This window comes from Marinomonas maritima (assembly GCF_024435075.2).
Taxonomy (GTDB): Bacteria; Pseudomonadota; Gammaproteobacteria; order Pseudomonadales; family Marinomonadaceae; genus Marinomonas; species Marinomonas maritima.
This window is the reverse complement of record NZ_JAMZEG020000004.1, coordinates 450,147-475,399: the sequence shown is the minus strand read 5'-3', so window position 1 is coordinate 475,399 and position 25,253 is coordinate 450,147. Positions and strand designations below refer to the sequence as shown.

28 protein-coding genes are annotated in these 25,253 nt (G+C 44.4%); 21 read left to right on the top strand and 7 right to left on the bottom strand.

Annotation, left to right across the window (positions count from 1 at the left end):
• Positions 1–26: 26 nt before the first annotated feature.
• The 12 genes from rsmG to M3I01_RS17300 all read left to right on the top strand — a co-directional run bounded on the left by rsmG (position 27) and on the right by M3I01_RS17300 (position 9,639).
• Entirely contained in the window at positions 27–653 is a 627-nt protein-coding gene (rsmG, locus tag M3I01_RS17355) for a 16S rRNA (guanine(527)-N(7))-methyltransferase RsmG (RefSeq protein ID WP_255897195.1), read from the top strand.
• 3 nt (positions 654–656) lie between these two features.
• On the top strand, positions 657–1,424 hold the full coding sequence (locus tag M3I01_RS17350; protein WP_112135465.1) for a ParA family protein: 768 nt from the start codon (positions 657–659) through the stop codon (positions 1,422–1,424).
• A gap of 47 nt (positions 1,425–1,471) precedes the next feature.
• Positions 1,472–2,356: a ParB/RepB/Spo0J family partition protein gene (locus tag M3I01_RS17345; RefSeq protein ID WP_255897194.1), complete on the top strand. Its 885-nt coding sequence runs from the start codon at positions 1,472–1,474 to the stop codon at positions 2,354–2,356.
• Positions 2,357–2,517: 161 nt separating this feature from the next.
• Entirely contained in the window at positions 2,518–2,925 is a 408-nt protein-coding gene (locus M3I01_RS17340) for an ATP synthase subunit I (protein WP_255897191.1), read from the top strand.
• Between the two features lie 48 nt (positions 2,926–2,973).
• A complete protein-coding gene (atpB, locus tag M3I01_RS17335; protein WP_255897190.1) occupies positions 2,974–3,822 on the top strand; it encodes a F0F1 ATP synthase subunit A in 849 nt (282 codons plus the stop codon).
• 65 nt (positions 3,823–3,887) lie between these two features.
• The gene (atpE, locus tag M3I01_RS17330) at positions 3,888–4,145 is read left to right on the top strand and encodes a F0F1 ATP synthase subunit C (protein ID WP_012072127.1); all 258 of its coding nucleotides are present in this window, start codon (positions 3,888–3,890) and stop codon (positions 4,143–4,145) included.
• Between the two features lie 57 nt (positions 4,146–4,202).
• Complete coding sequence (locus M3I01_RS17325; RefSeq protein WP_255897188.1) at positions 4,203–4,673, top strand: F0F1 ATP synthase subunit B; 471 nt, start codon at positions 4,203–4,205, stop codon at positions 4,671–4,673.
• Between the two features lie 11 nt (positions 4,674–4,684).
• Positions 4,685–5,221, top strand: a complete 537-nt coding sequence (locus M3I01_RS17320) for a F0F1 ATP synthase subunit delta (protein ID WP_255897187.1) — start codon at positions 4,685–4,687, stop codon at positions 5,219–5,221.
• 38 nt (positions 5,222–5,259) lie between these two features.
• Positions 5,260–6,804: a F0F1 ATP synthase subunit alpha gene (gene atpA, locus M3I01_RS17315; protein ID WP_255897186.1), complete on the top strand. Its 1,545-nt coding sequence runs from the start codon at positions 5,260–5,262 to the stop codon at positions 6,802–6,804.
• An 85-nt stretch (positions 6,805–6,889) separates the two neighbouring features.
• Positions 6,890–7,750 carry a F0F1 ATP synthase subunit gamma gene (gene atpG, locus M3I01_RS17310; RefSeq protein ID WP_176336657.1) on the top strand — a complete coding sequence of 287 codons (861 nt, stop codon included), beginning with the start codon at positions 6,890–6,892 and terminating at the stop codon, positions 7,748–7,750.
• A gap of 29 nt (positions 7,751–7,779) precedes the next feature.
• Positions 7,780–9,156, top strand: a complete 1,377-nt coding sequence (gene atpD, locus M3I01_RS17305) for a F0F1 ATP synthase subunit beta (RefSeq protein WP_255897184.1) — start codon at positions 7,780–7,782, stop codon at positions 9,154–9,156.
• Positions 9,157–9,219: 63 nt separating this feature from the next.
• Entirely contained in the window at positions 9,220–9,639 is a 420-nt protein-coding gene (locus M3I01_RS17300; protein WP_255897183.1) for a F0F1 ATP synthase subunit epsilon, read from the top strand.
• Positions 9,640–9,722: 83 nt separating this feature from the next.
• Here the strand turns inward: M3I01_RS17300 and M3I01_RS17295 are convergent, their stop codons facing one another.
• The gene (locus M3I01_RS17295) at positions 9,723–10,463 is read right to left on the bottom strand and encodes a TrmB family transcriptional regulator (RefSeq protein WP_176336654.1); all 741 of its coding nucleotides are present in this window, start codon (positions 10,461–10,463) and stop codon (positions 9,723–9,725) included.
• Positions 10,464–10,556: 93 nt separating this feature from the next.
• Here M3I01_RS17295 and tcdA point away from each other — a divergent pair, with 93 nt between their 5' ends.
• The 5 genes from tcdA to M3I01_RS17270 all read left to right on the top strand — a co-directional run bounded on the left by tcdA (position 10,557) and on the right by M3I01_RS17270 (position 13,651).
• Positions 10,557–11,336 carry a tRNA cyclic N6-threonylcarbamoyladenosine(37) synthase TcdA gene (tcdA, locus tag M3I01_RS17290; protein WP_255897182.1) on the top strand — a complete coding sequence of 260 codons (780 nt, stop codon included), beginning with the start codon at positions 10,557–10,559 and terminating at the stop codon, positions 11,334–11,336.
• A gap of 3 nt (positions 11,337–11,339) precedes the next feature.
• Entirely contained in the window at positions 11,340–11,657 is a 318-nt protein-coding gene (gene yqfB, locus M3I01_RS17285; protein ID WP_255897176.1) for a N(4)-acetylcytidine aminohydrolase, read from the top strand.
• Positions 11,654–12,061: a DCC1-like thiol-disulfide oxidoreductase family protein gene (locus M3I01_RS17280; RefSeq protein WP_255897173.1), complete on the top strand. Its 408-nt coding sequence runs from the start codon at positions 11,654–11,656 to the stop codon at positions 12,059–12,061. Before yqfB ends, M3I01_RS17280 begins: the two co-directional genes overlap by 4 nt.
• A 129-nt stretch (positions 12,062–12,190) precedes the next feature.
• Positions 12,191–13,015 carry a helix-turn-helix transcriptional regulator gene (locus tag M3I01_RS17275; RefSeq protein ID WP_255897172.1) on the top strand — a complete coding sequence of 275 codons (825 nt, stop codon included), beginning with the start codon at positions 12,191–12,193 and terminating at the stop codon, positions 13,013–13,015.
• Between the two features lie 51 nt (positions 13,016–13,066).
• Positions 13,067–13,651 (top strand): LysE family translocator, encoded by a 585-nt coding sequence (locus M3I01_RS17270; RefSeq protein ID WP_255897171.1) that lies wholly within the window; start codon positions 13,067–13,069, stop codon positions 13,649–13,651.
• Here the strand turns inward: M3I01_RS17270 and M3I01_RS17265 are convergent.
• The gene (locus tag M3I01_RS17265) at positions 13,641–14,045 is read right to left on the bottom strand and encodes a SufE family protein (protein WP_255897170.1); all 405 of its coding nucleotides are present in this window, start codon (positions 14,043–14,045) and stop codon (positions 13,641–13,643) included. The two genes, M3I01_RS17270 and M3I01_RS17265, sit on opposite strands and share 11 nt — an antisense overlap.
• A complete protein-coding gene (locus tag M3I01_RS17260) occupies positions 14,045–15,262 on the bottom strand; it encodes an aminotransferase class V-fold PLP-dependent enzyme (protein ID WP_255897169.1) in 1,218 nt (405 codons plus the stop codon). Before M3I01_RS17260 ends, M3I01_RS17265 begins: the two co-directional genes overlap by 1 nt.
• A gap of 207 nt (positions 15,263–15,469) precedes the next feature.
• On the opposite strand from M3I01_RS17260, the gene M3I01_RS17255 reads away from it, so the two are divergent.
• Positions 15,470–17,068 (top strand): GntR family transcriptional regulator, encoded by a 1,599-nt coding sequence (locus tag M3I01_RS17255; protein WP_255897168.1) that lies wholly within the window; start codon positions 15,470–15,472, stop codon positions 17,066–17,068.
• A gap of 40 nt (positions 17,069–17,108) precedes the next feature.
• On the opposite strand, the gene M3I01_RS17250 is transcribed toward M3I01_RS17255, so the two are convergent.
• The 3 genes from M3I01_RS17250 to M3I01_RS17240 form a co-directional block, all read right to left on the bottom strand.
• Positions 17,109–17,735 (bottom strand): DsbA family protein, encoded by a 627-nt coding sequence (locus M3I01_RS17250; RefSeq protein WP_255897167.1) that lies wholly within the window; start codon positions 17,733–17,735, stop codon positions 17,109–17,111.
• A gap of 145 nt (positions 17,736–17,880) precedes the next feature.
• On the bottom strand, positions 17,881–19,077 hold the full coding sequence (locus tag M3I01_RS17245; RefSeq protein ID WP_255897166.1) for an amino acid aminotransferase: 1,197 nt from the start codon (positions 19,075–19,077) through the stop codon (positions 17,881–17,883).
• A 298-nt stretch (positions 19,078–19,375) separates the two neighbouring features.
• Positions 19,376–19,570 carry a PA3496 family putative envelope integrity protein gene (locus M3I01_RS17240; protein ID WP_176336646.1) on the bottom strand — a complete coding sequence of 65 codons (195 nt, stop codon included), beginning with the start codon at positions 19,568–19,570 and terminating at the stop codon, positions 19,376–19,378.
• Between the two features lie 183 nt (positions 19,571–19,753).
• Here M3I01_RS17240 and uvrD point away from each other — a divergent pair, with 183 nt between their 5' ends.
• The 3 genes from uvrD to M3I01_RS17225 all read left to right on the top strand — a co-directional run bounded on the left by uvrD (position 19,754) and on the right by M3I01_RS17225 (position 24,456).
• Positions 19,754–21,967, top strand: a complete 2,214-nt coding sequence (gene uvrD, locus M3I01_RS17235; protein WP_255897165.1) for a DNA helicase II — start codon at positions 19,754–19,756, stop codon at positions 21,965–21,967.
• Positions 21,968–22,048: 81 nt separating this feature from the next.
• Positions 22,049–23,107 carry a Gfo/Idh/MocA family protein gene (locus tag M3I01_RS17230; RefSeq protein WP_255897164.1) on the top strand — a complete coding sequence of 353 codons (1,059 nt, stop codon included), beginning with the start codon at positions 22,049–22,051 and terminating at the stop codon, positions 23,105–23,107.
• 236 nt (positions 23,108–23,343) lie between these two features.
• Entirely contained in the window at positions 23,344–24,456 is a 1,113-nt protein-coding gene (locus tag M3I01_RS17225; protein ID WP_275565212.1) for a TRAP transporter substrate-binding protein, read from the top strand.
• A gap of 100 nt (positions 24,457–24,556) precedes the next feature.
• Here the strand turns inward: M3I01_RS17225 and M3I01_RS17220 are convergent, their stop codons facing one another.
• Entirely contained in the window at positions 24,557–25,240 is a 684-nt protein-coding gene (locus M3I01_RS17220; protein WP_255897163.1) for a 1-pyrroline-5-carboxylate dehydrogenase, read from the bottom strand.
• Positions 25,241–25,253 lie beyond the last annotated feature (13 nt).

Below are 25,253 nucleotides of genomic sequence, written 5' to 3'. Positions count from 1 at the left end.
TCATTCTTTATAGAAATGGATCGACTGTGACACACTTTGACACCATTCAAAAAGGCGCCCAACAAATGGGCGCTGCTCTCTCTGATGATACCATTCAGACCCTTGTTAATTATCTTGCCATGCTTGAAAAATGGAACAAGGCGTATAACCTGACCGCCATTCGTGATGTTGAGCAAATGATTTCTTTGCACCTGTTGGATAGCTTGGCAACATTACCTTATATTACGGGTGAACATATTATAGATGTCGGCACAGGTCCTGGCTTACCTGGTATGGTGCTTGCTATATGTTGTCCAGAAAAACGTTTTACTTTACTTGACAGTAATGGCAAAAAAACACGCTTCCTAACCCAAGTTAAAATGGAACTGGGGATTCATAATGTAACGGTAGAGAATGAACGGGTTGAAAAGCATAGTCATCAAGGTGAATACGATCACGTTATTTCTCGAGCCTTTGCTTCTCTACAAGATATGATTCGGTGGACTCTGCCTCTGCCTAGTAATACGGGTAATTTTTTAGCCATGAAAGGGGTTTACCCTAGTGAAGAAATAGCGGCGCTACCGAAAGAGGTTGATTTAGTGTCAGTAGAGCCTCTTAATGTGCCAGATATTCAGGCGGAGCGTCACATGGTAGTGATGACGCGTAAAGGATAAAGCATGGCAAGAATCATCGCAGTTACAAACCAAAAAGGTGGTGTTGGTAAAACCACCACTTGTGTCAATTTAGCGGCCTCTCTTGCGGCGATGAAACGCCGAGTTTTATTAATTGATTTAGATCCGCAAGGTAACGCCACGACAGGAAGTGGCTTAACCAAAGAAGAATTAGACACCAGTGTTTACGATGTATTAATTGGCACTCATGGCGTAAAAGAAGTCATGAAAAAAACCATGCCTGGTGATTATTGGGTATTGCCCGCTAATGGTGATTTAACCGGTGCGGAGGTTGTTTTATTAGACTTACCAAGTAAAGAAACAAGGCTACGAGCAGGCTTGTATGAAGTCGATAATGACTTTGACTTTATCTTGCTTGACTGTCCTCCTGCATTGAACATGTTAACCGTCAATGCGCTTGCCGCCTCTCAAGGTGTGCTTATTCCTGTACAGTGTGAATATTACGCTTTAGAAGGGTTAACTGCCTTACTGCAAACCATAGAGCGTATTACTCAAGCGTTAAACCCATCGCTAGTGGTCGAAGGGATTCTACGAACCATGTATGATCCTCGTCCAAGTTTAACTCACGATGTTTCCAATCAGCTTCATAAGCATTTTGGGGATAAGGTTTACGACACGGTTATCCCTCGAAATATTCGCTTAGCTGAATCGCCAAGTTATGGTTTACCTGTTTTACATTATGAAAAACAATCTCGTGGAGCCATTGCTTACCTTGCTCTAGCGGGTGAGTTTATTCGAAAAACTGTCGTGTGATTACTGCTTTATATAGCGTATTTTTAATACCAATTAGGGTTAATGAAATGACGATGAAAAAAAGAGGTCTAGGTCGTGGCTTAGATGCATTATTAGCGCCTCAAAAGGCGGCGACTCACGATGTTGATCATGGCGCCAATAATGAAGAAATAAAAGGCCTGACTTACTTGCCTGTAGATTGGCTTTCGAAAGGTAAATTTCAGCCTCGTCGCGACATGAACCCTGCGCAATTAGAAGATTTGGCATCGTCGATTCGTAATCAAGGTATTATGCAGCCTATTGTGGTCCGCCCCAGTGGTCATAATCAATATGAAATTATTGCGGGTGAACGTCGTTGGCGTGCTGCCAAATTAGCTGATTTAACCCAAGTACCTGTTATTGTTCGTCATGTTGAAGACGCCGACGCGGTCGTATTGGCGTTGATCGAAAATATTCAGCGTGAAGACTTAAACCCAGTAGAAGAAGCGTTAGCGTTACAGCGTTTGGTTGAGGATTTTCACCTCACGCAGCAAGAAGTGGCTGATACTGTGGGTAAATCACGTTCAACCGTGGCTAATTTATTGCGTTTATTAGGATTAACCCCTGAAGTTCGTCGTTTATTAGAGCATGGTGATATTGAAATGGGTCATGCTAGAGCGTTACTCCCGTTAGAGCATGACAAACAAATTCAGGCGGCATCACAAGTTGTGACTAAATCTTTATCTGTCCGCGAGACAGAAAGATTGGTGAAAAACTTTCAAGTGATTGAAAAAAATGAGGATAGTAAACCTACCTTGCCTGATTTAAGTGCAGAGGCTGAACGTATCAGTCAAAAAATTAATGCTGCTGTCAAAATACAGCCTTCCTCCAAAGGAAAAGGTAAGCTTGTCATTGAGTATCGTAACCCTGAGCACCTAGAGCTCTTGATTAGTGAGCTACTCACTGGAAAATAAAGTAATTATGATTGATGCTTTTCTATTTAGACAAGATGCCCCGAAAGTGATTTTGCTATCTAGTTTAAGTTGAACACAGTCGCCATTACCCATATAATGCCTCGAATTTTGTAAATCATCACATTGATTGCACTTTTAGAGTGCAGCTAGAGAGTTAGGTAATGGGGTCAAATAAGCCGTTAAGCGCGAGTGCAATCATCAGCGCCAGAAAGAAGGCTGTATTTCGTTTCCTTTTGCTACAATTATCTTTAACTCTTTTTGTATCTTTGGGAATTTTTTACATTGCGGGTTGTCTGTATGGGTACTCTTTTATATTGGGCGCATTGACCAGTATACTACCCAGTATTTATATGGCTTGGCGGATTTTTGGCTATAAAGGGGTCCGTCCTGCAAAAGATGTTGTTAGATCATTCTATCGAGGAGAAGCCGGTAAGTTGGCTATGACAGTGGTTTTATTGTCGCTGGTGTTTCTTCTGATAAAACCATTAGCTGCAGGTGCTTTTTTTGCAGGTTTTGGCGGTGCAATTTTGAGTCATTGGCTCAGTCCTATCGTGCTAAGAAATACTTAATACGATAGAGAATAGAATTTTAATCATTGAGAGAGCGTGGATATAAGTATGGGTATTGAAAGTCCAACAGCTTCTGCATATATAAAGCATCACCTTCAGAATTTGACTTATGGTCAACATCCTGACGGTACATGGGGTCTTGCCCATGATGCAAAAGAAGCAGCAGACATGGGATTCTGGGCAATTCATGTAGACACTATGGCGGTTTCAATCGCCTTGGGTATATTGTTCTTGTGGTTGTTCCGTAAAGCAGCAAAGAAAATATCAACAGATACACCATCAGGACTGCAAAACTTTGTAGAGCTTATGGTTGAATTTGTTGATAACAGCGTTAAAGAAACCTTTCATGGTAAGAGTAAGGTCATTGCACCTTTGGCTCTGACTATTTTTGTTTGGGTTTTCTTGATGAACTTCATGGATTTGATCCCAGTTGACTTTTTGCCAGCTGTTGCACAATGGGTGGGAGTGTCTATATTTGGCGCTGATCCTCATAATGTGTATTTCAAATTTGTTCCTACAACAGACATTAATGCCACATTAGGCATGTCACTCTCTGTTTTTGCGTTGATTGTGTTCTATAGCATCAAGGTAAAAGGCATTAGTGGGTTTGTTGGTGAACTGACGTTACAGCCTTTCGGCAAATGGATGATTCCTTTCAACTTCTTGCTTGAAGGTGTCGGTCTACTTGCTAAGCCTGTTTCATTAGCATTGCGATTGTTCGGTAACTTGTACGCTGGTGAATTGATCTTCATTTTGATTGCTATATTACCTTGGGGCCTACAATGGGCTCTGTCGGTACCATGGGCAATCTTCCATATTTTGATTATCGTGCTTCAAGCCTTCATCTTTATGATGTTGACTATCGTCTATTTAAGTATGGCGCACGAAGATCACTAAAAGTGTGTTCTTTAAAGTAATATTTTTTAAACCTTATCTAAAACTGTGAAAATGTAGGAGTTAAAATGGAAACTGTAGTTGGTCTTACTGCGATCGCTGTAGCCCTTCTAATCGGTCTAGGTGCCCTAGGTACTGCGATTGGTTTTGGTATATTGGGTGGAAAGTTCTTGGAAGGCGCAGCGCGTCAACCAGAAATGGTTCCAATGCTGCAAGTTAAAATGTTCATCGTAGCGGGTCTTCTTGATGCCGTAACTATGATCGGTGTAGGTATCGCATTGTTCTTCACTTTTGCGAATCCTTTTGTTGCTTTGGTCGCTGGTTAATATTCTGCAAAATTCTGCGGGAATGATTTTTAAACGACTAAAAGCGAGGGTATTAGCGTGAACTTAAATCTCACACTTCTAGGCCAAGCTATATCGTTTGCCATTTTTGTCTGGTTCTGCATGAAATACGTGTGGCCACCAGTAATTGCTGCGCTCGAAGAGCGTAGTAAAAAAATTGCAGACGGTTTGGAAGCAGCGAACCGTGCTTCACGTGATCTTGAGTTGGCACAAGAACAAGCCTCTCAAACTCTACGTGTAAGCAAAGAGAACGCGGCCGAGATTATTGAACAAGCCAACAAACGTGCGAACCAAATTATCGACGAAGCAAACGAACAAGTAATTGCCGATGGCAAACGCTTGCGCGAAGCAGCTCAAGCAGAGATAGAACAGGATGTATTGCGTGCTAAAGAAGCATTGCGTTCACAAGTTTCTGTCCTTGCCTTTGCTGGTGCCGAGAAGATTTTGGGAGCCACTATTGACGAAAAAGCACATAGCGAGATCGTTGAAAAACTCGCTAAAGAGCTTTAAGCGAGGGTCTAATGGCTGAACTAAAAACAGTCGCGCGACCGTACGCTAGAGCAGCTTTCGAAGTTGCCCGTGAGCAAGGCCACGTTACAGAATGGGCTGATATGCTGAGCATATTAGCCGCTGTAACGGTGGATCCTAAGCTTAAGGTGGCACTTGGAAATCCAGCTTTTAGTGCGGAAGAGAAGGCAAACGCTCTAGCGGACGTTTGTGCGGAAGTAACGACAGAACAGGGCAAAGCATTTTTGCTAGCCCTGGCTGAGAAAAAGCGTTTGACGCTTATTCCAGCGATTTCTGTGTTATTTCAACAGTTCAAACTGAATTTTGAAAAAGCAGTGGATGTTGAATTTACCTCTGCATTTGAATTATCAGCAGAACAGGCACAAGCATTAGCCGCAGCATTGGCGAAAAGGTTGGATCGTACTATCAACCTAACCAATGAAACAGACGCGAGCCTGCTTGGTGGCGTGGTTATCCGTACAGGTGACTTAATCATCGACGGTTCAGTTCGCGGTAAACTGGCGAAACTGTCCGAGGCGATAAACTCCTAGTGTTTCGTTAAATCGAAAACAGGGTTGAGGAATTTAGCATGCAGCAACTGAATCCATCTGAGATCAGCGAGATTATCAAGAAGCGCATCGAGAATCTCGATGTCACTTCTGATGCCCAAAATGAGGGCACAATTGTCAGTGTAGCAGACGGTATCGTTCTGGTTCACGGTTTGGCAGATGTTATGTACGGAGAAATGATTGAATTCTCCGGTGGTGTTTATGGTATTGCTTTGAACCTAGAGCGTGACTCTGTAGGTGCGGTAGTACTAGGTAAATACCAAGACCTTGTAGAAGGTCAAAAAGTTAAATGTACTGGTCGTATATTGGAAGTTCCAATCGGTCCAGAATTGCTTGGTCGTGTTGTTGACGCATTGGGTAACCCAATCGACGGCAAAGGCGATATCAATGCAAAATTAACGGATAAAGTTGAAAAAGTGGCACCAGGCGTTATCGAACGTCAGTCAGTTGATCAACCTATCCAGACAGGTTATAAAGCCATTGATGCTATGGTGCCAATTGGTCGTGGTCAACGTGAGTTGATCATCGGTGATCGTCAGATTGGTAAAACGGCGTTGGCTATTGACACCATTATTGCTCAGAAAAACAGTGGCATTAAATGTGTGTACGTAGCGATTGGCCAGAAACAATCTACTATTGCCAACGTTGTACGTAAGCTTGAAGAAGCCGGTGCAATGAGTTACACCACAGTGGTAGCGGCTGGTGCTTCTGATCCAGCGGCAATGCTTTACCTAGCGCCATACACTGGTTGTACTATGGGTGAATACTTCCGTGACCGCGGTGAAGATGCATTGATCATTTATGATGATTTGACCAAGCAAGCTTGGGCTTACCGTCAGATCTCTTTGCTTCTTCGTCGTCCACCAGGTCGTGAAGCGTACCCAGGTGATGTATTCTATCTTCACTCTCGTCTTCTTGAGCGTGCTTCTCGTGTAAACGTTGAGTATGTAGAGAAATTCACCAATGGTGAAGTGAAAGGCAAAACCGGTTCTTTAACCGCATTGCCAATCATCGAGACACAAGGTGGTGACGTATCAGCATTCGTACCAACCAACGTTATCTCCATCACTGATGGTCAGATATTCTTGGAAACGAGCTCGTTTAATGCGGGTATTCGTCCAGCGATGAACGCCGGTATTTCGGTTTCTCGTGTTGGTGGTGCAGCACAAACTAAGATTGTCAAAAAACTTGGCGGTGGTATTCGTCTTGCATTGGCTCAGTACCGTGAATTGGCGGCTTTCGCTCAGTTTGCATCTGACCTAGACGAAGCGACTCGTAAGCAGCTAGAGCACGGTAAACAGGTTACTGAACTGATGAAACAAAAGCAGTTCTCTCCTATGCCTGTCGCTGATATGGGCGTAGTTCTTTACGCTGCTAATGATGGCTTCCTTGAAGATGTTGAAACAAGCAAAATTGGTAGTTTTGAAACGGCATTGTTAGGTTATATGAACAGCGAACACGCTGATCTTATGGCTGACATCAACAAAACTGGTAATTTTAACGGCGAGATTGAAGCGACACTGAAAGCGGCAATCGAGAAGTTTAAAGCGACGCAAACTTGGTAATGACTTTGGTGACAAGCTGCTAATCTAGTTTGTCACCACTTTCTTGCAGTTTGTGAAATAACATTCTCACAAGGGCAGTTCTATTATGGCAGTCGGAAAAGAGATACGTACTCAGATTTCGAGCATTAACAATACGCGTAAAATTACTCGTGCTATGGAAAAAGTAGCGGCTAGTAAAACGCGTAAAGCTCAGGATCGTATGGCCGCTTCTCGTCCGTATGCGGAACGAATTCGCCAAGTAGTTGGTCATTTGGCCAACGCGAATCCTGAGTATAAACACCGTTACCTTACCGAACGTGAGGCGAATCGTGTTGGTTATATCGTAATCTCTTCTGATCGTGGTTTATGTGGTGGTTTGAACGTTAACGTGTTCAAAAAAGCCATTAAAGATATGAAGCAGTTCGCTGATACGGGTGTTGAAATCGACATCTGTGCCATTGGCGGTAAAGCCGTTTCATTCTTTCGTAACTACGGCGGAAATGTAACAGCAGCTTTCACCGGTTTAGGTGATGCGCCCAAAGCTGACGACTTAGTCGGTAGTGTAAAGGTGATGCTAGACGCATTTGACGAAGGTCGCATTGATCGTTTGTATGTGGTTTCTAATGAGTTCGTGAATACGATGACTCAGGTACCAACGGTTGAGCAACTTTTGCCACTAAAAGCGGAAGAGAATACAGAGTTACAGCACCACTGGGATTACATTTATGAGCCAGAAGCCGTTGAAATTTTAAACGAATTATTGGTTCGCTATATTGAATCTCAAGTATATCAGTCAGTGGTTGAAAACATTGCGTGTGAACAAGCATCTCGTATGCTTGCGATGAAAAACGCAACAGACAACGCCGGCGATATCATTGATGAATTGCAGTTGGTGTACAACAAGGCTCGTCAAGCAGCGATTACTCAGGAAATTTCTGAGATAGTCAGCGGCGCGGCAGCGGTTTAAGGTATTTAGGTATTTAAGAGGATCCGAACATGAGTAGCGGACAAATCGTACAAATTATCGGTGCTGTTATCGACGTGGAATTCCCACGTGATAGCGTGCCAAAAGTATATGATGCCCTGACCATTGAAGGCAAAGAGTTGGTGTTGGAAGTTCAACAACAACTAGGCGACGGTATTGTTCGTACCATCGCAATGGGCTCTACCGATGGTATGAAGCGTGGATTGGTTGTAGAAAATACAAACAAACCTGTTTCTGTTCCTGTTGGTATTAAAACACTAGGACGTATTATGGACGTTCTAGGTAATCCGATTGATGAAAAAGGCCCAATTGGCGAAGAAGAGCGTTGGTCTATTCACCGTTCTGCGCCTTCTTACTCTGAGCAGTCTTCAAGCAACGAGTTGCTTGAAACAGGTATCAAAGTAATCGACCTTGTTTGTCCTTTCGCGAAAGGCGGTAAAGTTGGTTTGTTTGGTGGTGCCGGTGTTGGTAAAACCGTCAACATGATGGAGCTTATCCGTAACATCGCTATCGAGCACAGTGGTTATTCTGTATTCGCTGGTGTTGGTGAGCGTACTCGTGAAGGTAACGATTTCTACCATGAGATGACTGACTCGAATGTAATCGACAAAGTGTCTCTTGTGTACGGTCAGATGAACGAGCCACCAGGTAACCGTTTACGCGTTGCTTTGACTGGTTTGACGATGGCTGAAAAGTTCCGTGACGAAGGTCGTGATGTACTTTTCTTCGTAGATAACATCTACCGTTACACGCTTGCCGGTACGGAAGTATCTGCATTGCTAGGTCGTATGCCATCTGCGGTAGGTTACCAGCCTACACTTGCTGAAGAGATGGGTGTTCTTCAAGAACGTATCACCTCTACTAAGACAGGTTCTATCACGTCTGTTCAAGCGGTATACGTACCTGCGGATGACTTGACTGACCCGTCTCCAGCAACAACGTTCTCTCACTTGGACGCAACCGTTGTATTGTCTCGTGACATCGCATCTTTGGGTATTTACCCAGCGATCGACCCTCTAGACAGTACTTCACGTCAGCTTGATCCTCTTGTTATTGGTCAAGAGCATTATGACGTAGCGCGTGGCGTACAAATGGTATTGCAGCGTTATAAAGAGCTTAAAGACATCATCGCGATCTTGGGTATGGACGAGTTATCTGAAGAAGATAAACAAACGGTTAACCGTTCTCGTAAAATCCAGCGTTTCTTGTCTCAGCCTTTCTTCGTAGCAGAAGTATTTACAGGCTCTCCAGGTAAGTATGTTTCTTTGAAAGACACGATTCGTGGCTTTAAAGGCATCTTGGATGGTGAGTTTGATGATCTTCCAGAGCAAGCGTTCTACATGATTGGTAGTATCGACGAAGCGGTCGAGAAAGCTAAGAAACTTTAACCATCACACGTAGTAAAAGTGCTGTAAGGCGCTTTTACTAAGTATGACTAAGAGAGGCAACTTATGGCTATCACAGTACACTGCGATATCGTAAGCGCTGAAAAAGAGATTTTTTCCGGTACGGTTCAATCTCTTGTGGCTGCAGGCAGCTATGGCGATCTAGGTATTATGCCTGGGCACGCGCCATTGTTGACGACTCTGCAACCAGGTCCTGTTCGTGTGGTTAAAGAAAATGGTGATGAAGAGATTATCTTCGTGTCCGGTGGCTTCCTAGAAGTTCAACCGCACCGTGTCACCGTCTTGGCTAACACAGCCACTCGTGCAAGAGATCTGGACGAAGAGGCGGCATTAAAAGCTCAAGAACATGCTAAAGAGCTTTTGGCTAATCAAAAACCTGACGTCGACTACACTCGTGCGACAGCGGAACTAGTGGAAGCTATGGCCCGTTTGCGTACTATTCAGCAATTCCGCAATCATAATTAAGCGGCTATGTTGAGCTTGAAGTCAAAAAAAGCAGCCTTAGGGCTGCTTTTTTATTGTCTGTTACTTCTAGAATTTACTAATATTTAAAGCATTTTCCATAGCGTATCGAAGATAATTTGTTGGGCTTTGGCGATGTCTTTGGATTCCAACACCACCGCGGAAGGGAAGTTGTTACTTGCCAATGAAATGATGGCACATTTAGGCGGGTAAATAGCGATGTAGCTCGCGTCCACAGCGCCTTCCGTTTTAATCCACTTACGTTCCGATAATTCTGCTTCTTCGCCGCCATCACCCAAAGCGATGACTTTTACATTAATTCCCAATTTGACACGTTGTTTTGTGTAGTTTGGAAAAGGACGATACAAAAAGGGACGAATCGGCTTAGACGAAAATACGCAATATTCTTTATGGTCTTGTTCGGATACGACGTTTAAAATGTCGCGCAATACCCACTCAATGCCGTCATCGCCTTCGTAATAACGCACATTGGTTTGATGATACTCCGGCTGCTGCTGATGCAAGTTAGGAATGATGGTGTTCTTCAGGTTTTCGATAGTTTTGTCGAGGCGGTTGCGTTTTTCTTCCGCTAAATTCAGTAAAATATCGGGGTTTTCAGCGCTAAAAAATCGACGTTTTCCTTTAGGGAAGTAACTCACAACGCCTTTACCCTGTAACTGTTTTAGAGACTCGTAAGCGGTGCCACGGTTTATACCGCTGTGTTCGGCAATATCCCGAATAGAAGAGGGACCGAGTTTTAATAGCGTTTGGTAAAGTTGCGTTTCTCTTGGCGTTAAACCGAGTTGTTCAAAAGCTTGCTCAATCATAAGGCTCACTGTGCATGTCAGTATGTTTACAGAGTCAAAGAATACACGTATTGAAAGAAAAGCGCAGGGTGATCTCCCTGCGAGGAGAGAATAGTGACAGATGATCAACGGTTTGGTGGTATTCGGCGTTTGTATGGTGATGCGGCCTATGAGGTTTTTTCTCAAGCTCATGTGTGCGTCATTGGTATTGGTGGTGTTGGTTCTTGGGCAGCAGAAGCTTTAGCTCGTTCAGGTATCGGAAAAATCACACTAATCGACATGGATGACATTTGCGTTACCAATACAAATCGTCAGATACATGCTCTAAGTGACACTATTGGTGAATCTAAAGTCGATGTAATGACTCAAAGAGTTAAACAAATAAACCCGAACTGTGAAATCACTTCGATAGAAGACTTTGCAACTGCCGACAACATGTCTGAGCTCCTCGCTGAGCCATTTGATTATATTATTGATTGCATTGACAGTATCAAACCAAAAGCCGCTCTAATGGCGTGGTGTAAGAGCAATAAGCGTTCTGTTATTACGATTGGTGGTGCCGGCGGGCAAACCGACCCGACTAAAATTCAGACGGCCGATCTGGCTAAAACCGTTGGTGATCCATTAGCTGCGAACCTACGCAACTTTCTACGTCGCTATTATAATTTTAGTCGAAATACCAAAAGGCGTTTTAACATTGAATGTGTGTTTTCCATCGAGCAATTGAATTATCCGCAAGGTGACGGAACCGTCTCTAAGCAAAGATTGAAAGGGGACACAGAAACTAAAATGAACTGCGATACGGGCTTTGGCGCCAGCACCGCAGTTACCGCTACTTTTGGTTTTGTGGCGGTATCAAGAGTGCTGGAAAAACTGGCTCAAAAGGCGAACTAGGTAATGACACCAACCACTATGACGTTCTTTCAACGCTTTGAGGCCGATATTCTATCTGGCAAAAAGACCATTACCTTGCGTGATGACGCTGAAAAGTACTATGCCCCTAACTCTGTGGTGACTGTGTCTACTTTCGAAGAGGGTCGTGAGTTTTGTCGTTTAAAAATAGTGTCTGTCGAGCCTGTCTTGTTTGATGCTTTAACAGGTTATCATGCCGAGCAAGAAAACATGACGCTGGCTGAATTAAGGGACGTGATTCAAGCCATTTACCCAGGGATTCAACAGCTGTTTTTGGTCTCTTATCAGCTGGTTGATGCATGACAGACAAGCAGATACAGCTCATCTATGACAAAGAATGTTCTGCTTGCCATTTTTATTGCCAGATCGTTCGTATACGTCAAAGCATTGGAGAGCTAGTACTGATTGATGCGAGAGAACATCCTGAAGTGTTGCAAGAAATCACCGCTCAGGGCTTGGACATAGATCAAGGCATGGTCTTGAAAATGAACGGACAGCTCTATTACGGCTCGGATGCCATCCATCTTTTAGCCTTGCTTAGCGGCCGATCTGGTGTGTTTAACCGCTTGAATTATTGGTTGTTTAGCTCCAAAAAAGTCGCTGCTATTTTGTGTCCTATATTAAGGTATTGCCGTAATGTGTTATTAAAAATCTTGGGCAAGACGAAGATTAATAACTTAAAGCAAGAAGACAACGATAGGTTCTAACGAGTATGTCGTTATATTTAAATAGAAGGTTATTGAAGGTTATCTTGAAATAAATCAGCAATTTTTTACAAGAATTTTTTTACCCGAATGGCTAGCGTTAGGTAGAACTAACGTTTACTTGGAGGCTGGATGCACGCCAACGAATTCTGCAACGCTTTTACCTGCCAAACCTTAGGTGGGCTGGAAATGATAGAAGCGCATTTTACCGAGACTGTATTTGGTAAGCATGCCCACGCAGGCTTTGTTATTTCTGTAGTGGATGCTGGCGTGATGCATTTTAGTCATCGTGGTGAGAGTCATAATACCTCGCCAGGACAGCTTTCAATTGTGGCGCCAGATGAATTGCACACAGGCTCTAAAGGCAAAGGTGAGGGCTGGCGTTATCGTGCGTTATATCCGTCTGAAGAGCGTATGAAAGCGCTTAACCACTCATTATTTGGCACGACACAAACGCCTTACTTTCGTCAAAGTGTGATCAACGATGCTCGTCTCAGCCTGCAGATGCGAGGTTTGTTGGATAAGCTGACCCGAGGCTCTGAAGCCTTGGACGTGGAAGAGCATTGGGAAATGTTGCTGGTAAACTTGTTACTACAAGAAAGCCAGCAAAGTGCGGCACTGACGTTGAGCAAAGCACACTCCAATATCGAATGGGTACGTGATCGGCTGGCGGATTGTTATCAACAAAAGCTGTCGCTTGATGAGATCGCACAACAGGCTGGTATCAGCAAGTTTCACCTTATTAAAGAGTTTAAGCGTTGTTATCAGTTAACCCCTCATCAATATCAAATCCAACAACGTTTGAATCACGCTCGAGCTCAACTAAAGCGTGGTTTTAGTGCTGTCGATATCGCGCTCAACTGTGGCTTTCATGATCAAAGTCATTTCACTAAGGCTTTTGTGAGTGCTATGGGGATTACGCCATCGGCGTACCGACAGCAATTTTTTACAAGATAAAAGCTAACTAGCTGATTAAAGTGATGCTCTCAATCGTGAGTGAGTAAAATCATGGAAAATCAACTAGCGTTTTTGGCTATTTGCCTTGTATCGGCATTATCACCTGGACCAGGCGGTCTAGCGGTTGTGAGTAGTAGTATTAATCAGAGCTTGCGTGGGACTTTGCCGGTGATTTTTGGCATCGCGACTGGGTTAATATTAGCTTCTGTGTTGGCAAATACTTGGCTGTTAGCCGTGATTCATTCAAGTGAGCAAGCGTTTCAAATTATGACGTGGTTGTGTAGTGGCTACATCGCTTATTTGGGCTGTAAGGCGCTGTATTATGCCAATAGTGAGATGACCATCGCCGCGCAAGGATACAGTTTTAAAAACGGTGTATTCATTTCGTTATTAAACCCAAAAACATTAGTCTTTTTTGGTGCTTTATTTCCGCTGTTCGTTCCTTCAAACGAGCACTTTGTGGTCTATTCGGTCTTATTAACGCTAGAGTTGGTAGTGATCACCTTGATTATCCATGTACTTATTTCTTCTGCTATAGATAAAGTGTCTCATTTATTAAAGCACCACATAGTGCTGATCAATCGTATTACAGGCTTGTTATTTATTGGTTTGGGTATAGCTGGTTTTATTGTTTAGTGGCCTGTATTTTTTCTAAAATCGCCAATACTCCATTGGTTCTAGAGCTGGTGAGGTAGCTTGATAAGTTAAGTTCCGCCAGCTCTGCTTTGAGATCTATTTGCTGAATGTCTGCTATGCTTTTCCCTTCTACCAAGCTCAATATCGCGACGAGGACGCCGCGCATCAGTTTGGCGTCGCTGTCGGCGTTGAAGTGACGGATACCGTTTGATTCTTCGACAATGAGCCAGACGGCACTTTCGCAGCCTTTCACCTTGTTCTCTTCAGTTTTTTCTTCCGATGATAGTCGCGGTAATGTTTTGCTTAATGTTACTAACGTCTTGAAGGTTTCTTCTTTGCTTCGGCAAGCTTGTAGTTGTTCTTTTATGGTTAGAGTCTGGTTCGAGTTATTCATTACTCATCCCCTAATATATCAATAGCATCGAGTAGGACGTCGCAGAATCGGTTGGCTTCTTCTAGGGTGTTGTAACACGCAAATGACGCACGCAGCGTACCGGCAACGCCGAGTTGTGCCATTAAAGGATGGGCACAGTGACTTCCCGCACGAACACCTATTCCTTGGCTATCTAGATACGCATTCAAATCTAAAATATGAATATTGGGTACACTTAATGACACTAAAGTGGTGTTTTTTTCTGGAGAGTAAATATCGATACCACCTTCTTTATGTAGGCGAGAATAAACGTGTGCAGCGAGGGATTGTTCCCACGCCAATAATGCAGGTCTATCTTGAATATTGAGAAAGTCACACGCAGCCGCTAAACCGATGGCGCCTTCGATGTTCGGTGTCCCCGCTTCCAATCGATAGGGCAAAACATTGAACTCTGTCGCTTGGTACGACACATGACGCACCATTTCTCCACCCGTTTGGTAGGGTAGTAGAATGTCTAATGCATGATTTTTTCCGTATAAAGCGCCGATGCCTGTGGGCCCATACATTTTGTGACCAGAGAAAACATAAAAATCACAGTTTAATGTTTGTACATCGATAGAATAGTGCGCCACGGCTTGAGCGCCATCTACAAGAGTAAAAGCGCCTTGTTGCTTGGCATTATCAAGCATGATTTGCAGTGGTGTGCTGGTGCCAATGGCATTGGAAATTTGCGTCGCGGCAAAAATACGAGTGCGATCGGTGAAGTAATGACTGAACTCCGGCTCCCATTCGCCCTTAGAGGTTAAGGGCAAAATGCGTAATCGTGCACCGGTTCGAAACGCCAGTTGTTGCCAAGGAACGAGATTCGCATGGTGTTCTAGGCTGGTAATAAGGATTTCATCGCCTTCTTCCAAAAGGTGTTCTAAGCCAAAGGCCACCATGTTGATGGCTTCTGTGGCGCCTTTTGTCCAAATAACATGGCTTTGTGCTGGTGCATTGATAAAACGCGCAACGGTGTCTCGTGCTTGCTCAAAACGATTGGTCGCTCGGTCACTGAGGAAGTGTGCGCCACGGTGAACATTGGCATTGGCGTTTCGATAGTAATCTTGAATGGCATCCAACACCAATAGCGGCTTTTGCGTAGTGGCCGCATTATCCAAATAGGTTAAAGGATGATCGTGGGCCTGCAGCGACAAAATAGGGAAAAGGGGGCGAAGTGATGAAGGGTCAAAAGCCATGGATACTCTACTTTGTATTTGAATAATCAGGATGTTTAAAGGGCTTTTAGCTTAAGAAAAACCGTAAAAATAGCCGTAAACAGAGTGAAATTGTACCTTAACTCCCATCAAAATCGCGAATTATTGGCCTTTTACTTGCGTTTTCTTAAGACAGCTATAATGATTGATAACAGATACTAGATAACAAACTAGAAAAGGTACAAAGCGGTGGCGGATTTTTTATACAAAGGGGTGGTGGATTGGTTTTTGGATCAAATGTCGCAAGACGCGATTTTGCCTGGCGATCGGATGCCATCCTTACGAGTGTTATCGAAACAATTGGGTCTGAGTTTAAACACCATTATTCATGGTTACGAATTACTGAGCGAAGACGGTTGGATCGAATCACGTCCTAAATCTGGTTATTTTGTTTGCCATCGCAGTGAGACGAAGCCCGCGCTTTTACTGACGGGTGAAGCATTAAGACCCTTAGGTAATGATGGTACTAAGCCAGCGTGGTCTTGTCTTGCTCACCGCGGTGCTTTAGTTGATCAAAGTGATACCTTTTTAGCGCCAACGGTTCGCCAAGAAGAGGTGCATTTACCGGTGTTGGGCAAGGGTCATTTAACGGCGCGTGAGTCGGTCAGTGATTATTTGAAAGGGCTGGGAATCAAAGCGCATGCGTCGCAACTTTGGTTGGGTCATTCGCCTTTGGCGATGTTTACACAGAGCGTGCAAACGCTGACGCAACGAGGCGATGCGGTTTTAGTACTGACGCCGTGCGATCCAAGAATCACCACCACATTACAAAGCTTAGGTAGACACGTTATTGCTTTAGGAGCGGGTGAGCGAGGTGTCGATTTAGATTTAGTGATTCGTTGTCTACGCGATGACTCGATTCGTTTGATTGTCTTACCGAGCCAGTTCTCATTTCCCGCAGGGCAACTGATTAGTAATTTAAGCCTGCGCCGTTGGCTTGCCATCATTGAAGAAACCAAGCTGCCAGTGATTGAGTGGGATATGTGCTCGCATTTGGCTTATCGTGCGGGCTCCATGATGACTTACAAGTCTTTGGATTCGTCCGATCACATTGTTTATATTGGTGGTGTGGAATCGAAAGGCGCGGGTCGGTCGGCTAGTTGGTGTCTGTCTGGTCGACATCATGCTGTGTTAGAAGGGGCTTTTTTAGGCGCCGACATGTCGTTGAGCGATGCTCAACAGACAGCATTAAGTGATGCGCTGCAGCCAAATAGTAAGCGGTCATTAACTCGACGAGCGAGAGAAGTCTGGGCCAATTCAGAGCGTGTTAAAGCGCATTTGGAAGCGCGCCTTGGTGAACACGTCAGTTTTGCGGCAAGCAAAGGGGGAATGTCTCTCTGGATGCATTTATCCACGCCATTGGGCATTGCAGGCACCACTGCCTTATTGGCCAATTTTAGACATGCTTTTGTGCCGGGGACATTGGTGAGTCATGAACCGGATGCGAAACATTGGTTGGCGGTGAATGTTACGTTAGACGATGTACAGCCGTTGGCAAAAGCCTTGGCTGAGCATTTGATACCTGATGATAATCAACTTATTGAAAGGCCGCTTGATGAGGTGGTTTCCGAGACTATTGAAGCAAGTAATCCTATTGAAGAGACCGAGCAAACAGAAGAAATAGTCGAAGCCATTGAGAATGATTTAGCGCCGTCTGACGCTATTGAAGAGGAAAAAGAAGAAAAGACTGTTGCGGCAACGAAAGCGGAAGATAAAAAACCTCGAAATGCGACCACGGAGCCACTTTATAACCCGATGTTGGATTTAATCAATCACGATTTTGGTTAAAAAGAAGCGTATTATTTATCTTAATAAAGCTAAAAAGGCGCTAAGACAGCGCCTTTTTTATGGCATTCAACATGCTTGAGTGATCTTTATAATCTAATGGAATTGGCGTAAGTTTATCGCCGATGAGTAATGTGAGAGAAGGAAATGAATTCAGACCAAGATGTCTGGCTTGTTCTATTTCTTCTTCCAATAATCGCTCACTTTTAACGTGCTGCATATTTTTCTGAAAGCCATTTGGGTTTAGCCCTATGTGTTCTGCGCACTGTGTTAATGTATCGAGATCCGACGGGTTTTTCGCTTTCAAGTAGTAGGCTTCTTGAATGGCGTGATACATCTCTTCTTCCAATCCCATGTCTCTTGCGACATAACACGCTCTGCAGGCGGGATAAGTGGAGCGACGTGGTGACGCAGTTCGCCAAAAATCAAAATTAAACTCCGTTCCCAGTGACGACTGAATGTTTTTCCAAGAGCCCTCTAGCTTGTCTTTCATGTCTTCTGCCATAGGCGCATCGGAATCAATCGCGAGGCCACCCAGCATTGGTTGAATGGTTAACTGGTCTGAATCAATCAAGCTCTGCAACGCTTTTTGCAGCTTTGTCCACGTTGGGCGGAATCCCCAGCACCAGCTACACATTGGGTCATAGCAATAGATTAGTGTGGCGGTCATCGATGGCTCCATTATTGAATTGGGTTTAAAAAGGCGAGGCCATAAGGTAACAGTCTCTTTGGTGATAAAACAACTGACAGAAATAATAGTCGTAAAAAAACGGCTTCAGCTCGCGAGCTGAAACCGTTTTATTCACAACCTTAAATTAATCTTTCAAGATGGCGGCAATGGCGTCACACAGTGGGCCCATATTGTCATGAGTCATTCCTGCCACACTAATGCGTCCAGAACCAACAATATAAATACCGTATTCTCTACGCAGCTGAGCAACTTGATCTGGTGTAAGACCAGAAAAAGAGAACATGCCTTGCTGGTTTGAGATAAAAGAGAAGTCTTGCTTAACGCCTTTTGCTCGCAACGTGTTCACAAACAAACTACGCATTTCATGAATACGAAGGCGCATGTCTTTCAGCTCACTTTCCCATAGGGCATACAGCTCTTTATCATTGAGTATTTCAGCAACAATCGCCGCGCCGTGAGAAGGTGGATTTGAGTAGTTTGTACGGACACAACGTTTGATTTGTGTGAAGGCGGTTTCAGCTTGTTCTGTTGTTTCACACAAAATAGTGAGCGCGCCAACACGTTCGTTATAAAGACCAAAGTTCTTTGAAAACGAGCTTGCTATCAACATCTCAGGAACGTGCTCTAGGAAGGTACGTAACCCTTGGGCATCTTCCGTTAATCCTTGACCAAAACCTTGATACGCAAAATCAAACAATGGTAAGAAACCTTGTTTGCTGCAAAGCTTCGCCAATTGATACCATTGCTCTGGCGTTGGGTCTATGCCTGTTGGGTTATGGCAGCAACCATGAAACAACACCACGTCGCCTTCAGGAATTTGCGACAAGCTAGCCAACATGGCTTCGAAATCTAACGATTTAACATTGGCGTCGTAATAGGCGTAACTGCCCACTTCTAAACCAACAGATTGGAAAACAGACTGATGATTTGCCCACGTTGGGTTACTGACCCAAATGGTAGCTTCAGGCAAATGCTTTTTAATAAATTCTGCTGCGACGCGTAGTGCGCCTGTGCCGCCAGGAGTGTGAGCTGTTTGAGCAAGCTGCTTGGCAATAATAGGGTGTTGGTTACCAAATAAAAGCGTTTGCACGGCGGATCGGTAAGCGGGTGCGCCTTCGATGCTGAGGTAACTTTTGGTTTTTTCTTCAGCCAACAAACGTTCTTCTGCTTGTTTTACGGCTTTTAAAATGGGTGTGTTGCCTTCTTCATCTTTAAAGACACCAACGCCCAAGTTGATTTTATTGGGATTTGGGTCTTTTTTGTAAGCGTCATTCAGACCAAGAATTGGGTCTGCTGGTGCGGCTTGGATATGTTCAAACATAGTAACTCCCCCAAGAGGGTTATTTTCTTTTTATTATGGATTAGAAGATTTAAAAAATCAGTGCGTATGGTACTCCAAGACGTGAATAACCGCCATAAGTTGAGAAAACGAGGAGATAATTGCGATGTAAAAATGCGGTAATAAATGACATACAATGATTTTTTACCCACAAATAGACAGATTACTCATCTATTCATGGGCAAGGCGCTTTGTTTTTTTTGAGTGAAACGAATCTCTAAACCTAGCCATAAGCTAAGTCGAGTTGATTCCGCTGACTGTGTCGTTTGGTTAGATAACGCTAATCATCCCAACCGTTCGATATATCATGGTACAAACGTTTTTGCTCTAAATGCTGCTCAATGGCACGTCTGGCTTTTAACAACCGTAGCGCCTCTTCTTTTTTACTCAGCTCTTTTGTTTCATTTTCTAAGCTAATGGAAGCGTGCATTATGTCAGTTTTTACTTCAGTTAGTGTTTCAGTAAAATAGTTCATCGTTATACCCTTTTGGACGTTCGACGACATGAAGTGCATAGATCACTGTCATCGACAGATAAAAAAAGTCAAAATAGACAGACAATTCATTTCAAGCTAATAAAAAACGGAATTAGATTAAAAATCAACCTATTTTTACACGCTTGATATGACAAAAATATTAATTAACCATGGCAGAATGTAATGGACGTTTCTTTTATCCTCGACTCACTGAATGACAAACAGCGTGAAGCCGTCGCCGCGCCGTTGCAAAATAGCCTTGTTTTGGCGGGGGCTGGGTCAGGTAAAACCCGTGTCTTGGTGCACCGTATTGCGTGGTTGATGCACGCTTATGAACTATCTCCTTACAGTTTGATGGCGGTAACCTTTACTAATAAAGCCGCGCGTGAAATGCAAGGACGTATCGAACAACTTGTTGGCGTTCCTCCTCAAGGCATGTGGGTGGGGACTTTCCATGGTTTGGCGCATCGATTGTTGCGCGCTCATTGGCGTGACGCAGGACTGAAAGAAAATTTTCAGATCATGGACAGTGATGACCAATTACGTCTCATCAAACGCATTATGCGTGAGCTCAGTATTGACGATACTCGCTGGCCACCGAAACAAGTGTCTTGGTTTATCAATGGACAAAAAGATGAAGGTCGTCGTGCGGCTCATGTGCCAGATAGCCATGATCCCTTCACCAAAGGGATGCGAGAACTGTATTACCATTATGAAGAAGCTTGTGAACGCAGCGGCTTGCTCGATTTTGGTGAGTTACTGTTGCGTGCCCATGAGTTGATGCTCAGCACGCCGGCGTTACTTCGTCATTACCAAGATCGCTTTCGTCATGTGCTGGTGGACGAGTTTCAAGACACCAACACCATTCAATACGCTTGGTTACGCATCATGGTGGGTGATCACGGCACGATTACCGCAGTGGGTGATGATGATCAGTCTATTTACGGCTGGCGTGGGGCGAAAATCGAGAATATTCAAAGCTTTACGAAAGATTTTAAAGACGTTGGCACCATTCGACTAGAGCAAAACTACCGCTCTACCGGCCATATATTGAACGCGGCCAATGGCTTAATTAAACATAACGACGATCGCCTAGGGAAAGAGCTTTGGACCGAAAGCGGTGAAGGCGATCCAATTTCGCTTTATGCGGGGTTCAATGAGCAGGACGAAGCGCGCTTTATTGTTGGCATTATTAAACAATGGCGCGACAAGGGCACATCGTTGACTGACATGGCGATTCTCTATCGTTCTAATGCGCAATCTCGAGTCATCGAGGAATGCTTGGTTAGGGAACAGATTGCTTATCGTATTTACGGTGGACACAGATTCTACGACCGTCTCGAAATTAAAAACGCCTTGGCGTACGCTCGTTTAGCGCTTGATCCTAATGACGACGGCGCCATGGAGCGTGTCGTCAATGTACCGCCACGCGGTATTGGCGAGCGGAGCATTGGAACATTGCGAGAATTCGCCCGTGATCATGGCTGTTCTATGTGGAAAGCTGCGCAAGAAGTGGTCAGTCAGTCATTAATGACGGCTCGAGCGACCAATGCCATTAAAACGTTCCTGTATCTTATCGAAGGTTTGAGCACCACGGTGCAACAGCCAGATTTGAACTTGAACGACATTTTTGAGCAAATCATCGAAGAAGCCGGTCTGATCCCTTTTCATGAAAAAGAGAAAGGTGAAAAGGGCGAAGCGCGCATTGAAAACTTAAAAGAGTTGGTTGGCGCGGCGGGTAGCTTTAGCTGGAGCGACGAAGACGAAGAATTCAGTTCACCCTTGATGGCATTTTTAGATAAAGCTGTGTTGGATGCTGGCGATGCCCAAGCAGATGAATACCAAGATGCAGTGCAATTGATGACACTTCACTCTGCCAAAGGTCTGGAGTTTCCATTGGTCTTCTTAACGGGCGTGGAAGAAAATATTTTCCCAAGCAAAATGTCGTTTGAAGAACCAGGACGACTCGCAGAAGAGCGTCGTCTTTGTTATGTCGGCATTACCCGAGCGATGGAAAAGCTGTACATCACCTACGCCGAATCGCGCCGTTTGTTTGGCAGCGAATCCTTTAATAGTCCATCACGCTTTATCAAAGAGTTACCGCCGGAATGCTTGGAAGAAGTGCGACTTCGTTCTCAAGTCAGTCGACCTGTTTCGATGCAACGACCGGATTACAATTTTGAAAAGAACAAACTGCAAAACAGCAGTGTGTTGAACAACTACAAAGCGCCAGAAATTACGGTCAGCATGGGCGATCGCGTGAATCACCCCGTGTTCGGTGAAGGTTTGGTCATCAACTATGAAGGCCAAGGCCCACAAGCACGGGTGCAGGTTAACTTCGACGACGAAGGCTCAAAATGGCTGGTGTTGTCGTTTGCTAAGTTGGAAGTTATTTAGTCTATTGTATTCTGGTTTATGTCGAGTTGTTTATCGATAAAACTGTCCATAAATATAAAGTTTAGGTGAAGAGGGTAAGGGATGGCTATTTGTGTTGGTTTGATCGGTTTTGGTTTGTCTGGGCGTGTTTTTCATGCGCCGTTTGTGATGAACGACCCTAACATGACGATGTCGTATGTTTGCAGTTCTAAGGCAAGTGAGGTGAAAGCGGTATTGCCTGATGCCATGGTTGTGTCGTCTGCCGAGGCTGTGTTTACGGCGTCGGATGTGGATTTGGTGGTGATTACGACGCCGAATGCGTTGCATTTTGATCAAGCCAAACACGCGTTGGAAAACGGTAAACACGTGTTGCTAGAGAAACCCTCTGTCACTGATTTATCTCAGATAGAAGCTTTGTGTACCCTTGCTAAGAAAAAAGGCTTGGTATTTTGTGTTTATCAAAATCGTCGCTTTGATGGCGATTTTCTGCGTCTTAAAGCCTTGATCGAAAGCGGAGAGTTGGGTGAGTTGAAGCATATTGATTCTCGCTTTGATCGTTTCCGTCCGACAGCTCAAGCGCGTTGGCGTGAAGAACCTGGGGTGGGAACAGGGATTTTTTGGGATCTTGGCCCGCATATATTAGATCAAGCTTTATGTTTGTTTGGGCCGCCAAAATGGATGCACGCCAGTATTGATCGTTTGCGTGAAGGCAGCCAAACCCATGATTGGTTTGAAGTTGAGTTAGGCTACGATGATAAACGTGTTCGTATTGCGTCAACGCCGTTTGAAGCGGGTGAAATGCGCCGTTTTAATGCCAGATTCACCAAAGGCAGTTGGCAATGTGTTGGCTTAGACCCGCAAGAAGAAGCACTACGTGCAGGGCAAATGCCGTGGGATGAGAGCTTCCCATCACGAGCGGCACAACAGCGAAATACGCGATTTGTGGCGCATTCCCAAGATGATATTGATATTGTTCTAGAAGAGTCCACACAAGGCGAGTACGCCGCGTTTTATGCTCAGCTGCGTGATGCGATTCTTGGCAAAGGTGAGGCTCCGGTATCGATGGAACACGCTTGTCAGTTAATTTATGGTTTGTGTTTAGCGGAACAGTCTGCAGAGAGCGGTCAGCGTATGTCGTGGAGTTATACTCCAACGCTATGAGGGGTAAATGAATAATAACGAGGCACATAAAAAAAGAAATAAAATTAAAAAGGCCTTGAGAGCTGAGACGGCAATTCATACTATCTAATGCACTTAGTGCACAGAATGTGTCTAAAGGGTCAATATTACTTCATAATGCTGACCCGAATCGCACAATTAGGGTTGTGTGATGAGCTGAGCTGGAAGGCTTGGTCTTATAACAATAAATTTAACGCGTCTCCTGAGGGATAAAGTGAATGAATAAAATAAAGTTGTGGAGCAAGCTGGCATTAGTCGGTTTGACAGCAGCCACCTTGGTGGCTTGTGGCGGATCCGAAAAAGCGGAAGAAACGGCAAAAGTAGAGAAAAAAGTCGACGTCATTAACTGGAAAATGGTCACAACGTGGCCAAAGAACTTTCCGGGTCTGGGAACGGGTGCAGAAGCCCTTGCCAAAAATATCAATGAAATGTCCAATGGTCGCTTAAACATTAAAGTGTATGCGGCAGGTGAACTTGTTCCACCATTGGAAGTGTTTGATGCGGTATCTCGTGGTACGGCGCAAATGGGTCACGGTGCAGCGTATTACTGGAAAGGTAAAGCGCCAGCGGCTCAGTTCTTTACAGCAGTGCCATTTGGTTTTACAGCACAAGAGATCAACTCTTGGATTCACCATGGTGGCGGTTTAAAACTATGGGAAGAAATTTATGCACCGTTTAACCTAATTCCAATGGCCGCCGGTAACACTGGGGTACAGATGGGCGGTTGGTTCAATAAAGAGATTAATTCCCTTGAAGACTTCCAAGGTCTAAAAATGCGTATTCCAGGTCTTGGCGGTGAAGTCTTGAAGAAAGTGGGTGGTACACCAATTAACTTACCTGGTGGCGAAATCTTCACTTCTTTGCAGACTGGCGCTATTGATGCGACGGAATGGGTTGGACCATACAATGATTTAGCATTTGGCTTATACAAAGCGGCGAAATACTACTACTACCCAGGTTGGCATGAGCCAGGTTCAACAATGGAAGCGCTTTACAACAAAGAAGCGTTTGAAGCTTTGCCAAAAGACCTTCAGTTGATCGTGCGTGCGGCGACTCGCCAAGCGAACGCTGACATGCTTGATGAGTTCACTGCCTTGAATAACACGGCACTAGAGACGTTGGTTAATGAGCATAACGTCATACTAAAACCTTTCCCTAATGATGTCTTGTCGGCGCTGAAAAAAGCCTCTACTGAAACATTAGAAGAAGTGGCAGCAGCGGATCCGATGAGCCAGAAAGTGTATGACTCATTCAAAGACTTTGGTAGCAAAGTAAGAGCGTGGCACGAAGTGTCTGAACGCGCTTACATCAATGCTCGCGAGATTGATTAATCTTTTTTAGATTAATGTTGTGAAATGAAATAAAAAAACCTCTTTGTTTCCAAAGAGGTTTTTTTGTATTTGTTGCTTATGAAAAGTGAAACTAAAGGCTTTAGTCGTTCATGCTGCCCAATTCAAGCAAGGTCGCGTTGCCACCAATTGCTGTGGTGTTGTTCGACACGGTGCGTTCGGTAACAAAGCGCAGTAAGTAATGCGGTTTGGCGATAACACTGAGGTTCTCGCTGTCGACTTCTTCGATCAACTGACAGATGAGACCGCCTTTCGCGGCAAGACGCTGGCTAAGCAATTGCGCTTGTATAGGGTTGCAAAGCGTTGCAATTCCAGCCAAGTGATTGGCTTCAATCAAAGAGTCTTGTGCGGATTCCGCGATATTTTGGATAACGCCTTCTGGCACGAAAGGTGAAATCAGGTCCATGATTTCTTGGCCCGTTGGGCCAACGGTAATCACGGGGTTTCCCGCGATTAACGCGGTAAACACCTGACCCACCAAACCAACTTTTGCTTTGCCGCTTTCTACGAAAGACATGCAAAGGAACGGGCCACGACCTTGGTTTGATAGCTCGTTGCGTTCACCGGTTGGGCCAGGCATCACGCGAGTTTCAGCTATTTCTTTTTGTGCATTATTGATCTGCCAAGTGGCCATTTTCTTTTCTTCATTAGAAAATGACGCCAGTGTGTTAAGCAGTTTTTCCGCTCGACCATTTACCCCAATCTTGTCCCATGATTCGAAGACTTTTTGAGCGACCTGAATTTGGATAGGTTGTACGATTGTCATGATAGTGTCTCCC

What these genes read in the sequence shown, in the direction of transcription:
- M3I01_RS17220 (WP_255897163.1), bottom strand. Translation starts at nt 25,240, where the DNA reads ATGACAATCGTACAACCTATCCAAATTCAGGTCGCTCAAAAAGTCTTC.
- M3I01_RS17340 (WP_255897191.1), top strand. Translation starts at nt 2,518, where the DNA reads ATGGGGTCAAATAAGCCGTTAAGCGCGAGTGCAATCATCAGCGCCAGA.
- uvrD (WP_255897165.1), top strand. Translation starts at nt 19,754, where the DNA reads ATGGACGTTTCTTTTATCCTCGACTCACTGAATGACAAACAGCGTGAA.
- M3I01_RS17240 (WP_176336646.1), bottom strand. Translation starts at nt 19,570, where the DNA reads ATGAACTATTTTACTGAAACACTAACTGAAGTAAAAACTGACATAATG.
- M3I01_RS17275 (WP_255897172.1), top strand. Translation starts at nt 12,191, where the DNA reads ATGCACGCCAACGAATTCTGCAACGCTTTTACCTGCCAAACCTTAGGT.
- atpG (WP_176336657.1), top strand. Translation starts at nt 6,890, where the DNA reads ATGGCAGTCGGAAAAGAGATACGTACTCAGATTTCGAGCATTAACAAT.
- atpD (WP_255897184.1), top strand. Translation starts at nt 7,780, where the DNA reads ATGAGTAGCGGACAAATCGTACAAATTATCGGTGCTGTTATCGACGTG.
- M3I01_RS17265 (WP_255897170.1), bottom strand. Translation starts at nt 14,045, where the DNA reads ATGAATAACTCGAACCAGACTCTAACCATAAAAGAACAACTACAAGCT.
- yqfB (WP_255897176.1), top strand. Translation starts at nt 11,340, where the DNA reads ATGACACCAACCACTATGACGTTCTTTCAACGCTTTGAGGCCGATATT.
- atpB (WP_255897190.1), top strand. Translation starts at nt 2,974, where the DNA reads ATGGGTATTGAAAGTCCAACAGCTTCTGCATATATAAAGCATCACCTT.
- M3I01_RS17245 (WP_255897166.1), bottom strand. Translation starts at nt 19,077, where the DNA reads ATGTTTGAACATATCCAAGCCGCACCAGCAGACCCAATTCTTGGTCTG.
- M3I01_RS17280 (WP_255897173.1), top strand. Translation starts at nt 11,654, where the DNA reads ATGACAGACAAGCAGATACAGCTCATCTATGACAAAGAATGTTCTGCT.
- M3I01_RS17300 (WP_255897183.1), top strand. Translation starts at nt 9,220, where the DNA reads ATGGCTATCACAGTACACTGCGATATCGTAAGCGCTGAAAAAGAGATT.
- M3I01_RS17345 (WP_255897194.1), top strand. Translation starts at nt 1,472, where the DNA reads ATGACGATGAAAAAAAGAGGTCTAGGTCGTGGCTTAGATGCATTATTA.
- atpA (WP_255897186.1), top strand. Translation starts at nt 5,260, where the DNA reads ATGCAGCAACTGAATCCATCTGAGATCAGCGAGATTATCAAGAAGCGC.
- M3I01_RS17230 (WP_255897164.1), top strand. Translation starts at nt 22,049, where the DNA reads ATGGCTATTTGTGTTGGTTTGATCGGTTTTGGTTTGTCTGGGCGTGTT.
- atpE (WP_012072127.1), top strand. Translation starts at nt 3,888, where the DNA reads ATGGAAACTGTAGTTGGTCTTACTGCGATCGCTGTAGCCCTTCTAATC.
- M3I01_RS17320 (WP_255897187.1), top strand. Translation starts at nt 4,685, where the DNA reads ATGGCTGAACTAAAAACAGTCGCGCGACCGTACGCTAGAGCAGCTTTC.
- M3I01_RS17225 (WP_275565212.1), top strand. Translation starts at nt 23,344, where the DNA reads ATGAATAAAATAAAGTTGTGGAGCAAGCTGGCATTAGTCGGTTTGACA.
- M3I01_RS17270 (WP_255897171.1), top strand. Translation starts at nt 13,067, where the DNA reads ATGGAAAATCAACTAGCGTTTTTGGCTATTTGCCTTGTATCGGCATTA.
- M3I01_RS17250 (WP_255897167.1), bottom strand. Translation starts at nt 17,735, where the DNA reads ATGACCGCCACACTAATCTATTGCTATGACCCAATGTGTAGCTGGTGC.
- M3I01_RS17350 (WP_112135465.1), top strand. Translation starts at nt 657, where the DNA reads ATGGCAAGAATCATCGCAGTTACAAACCAAAAAGGTGGTGTTGGTAAA.
- M3I01_RS17260 (WP_255897169.1), bottom strand. Translation starts at nt 15,262, where the DNA reads ATGGCTTTTGACCCTTCATCACTTCGCCCCCTTTTCCCTATTTTGTCG.
- M3I01_RS17295 (WP_176336654.1), bottom strand. Translation starts at nt 10,463, where the DNA reads ATGATTGAGCAAGCTTTTGAACAACTCGGTTTAACGCCAAGAGAAACG.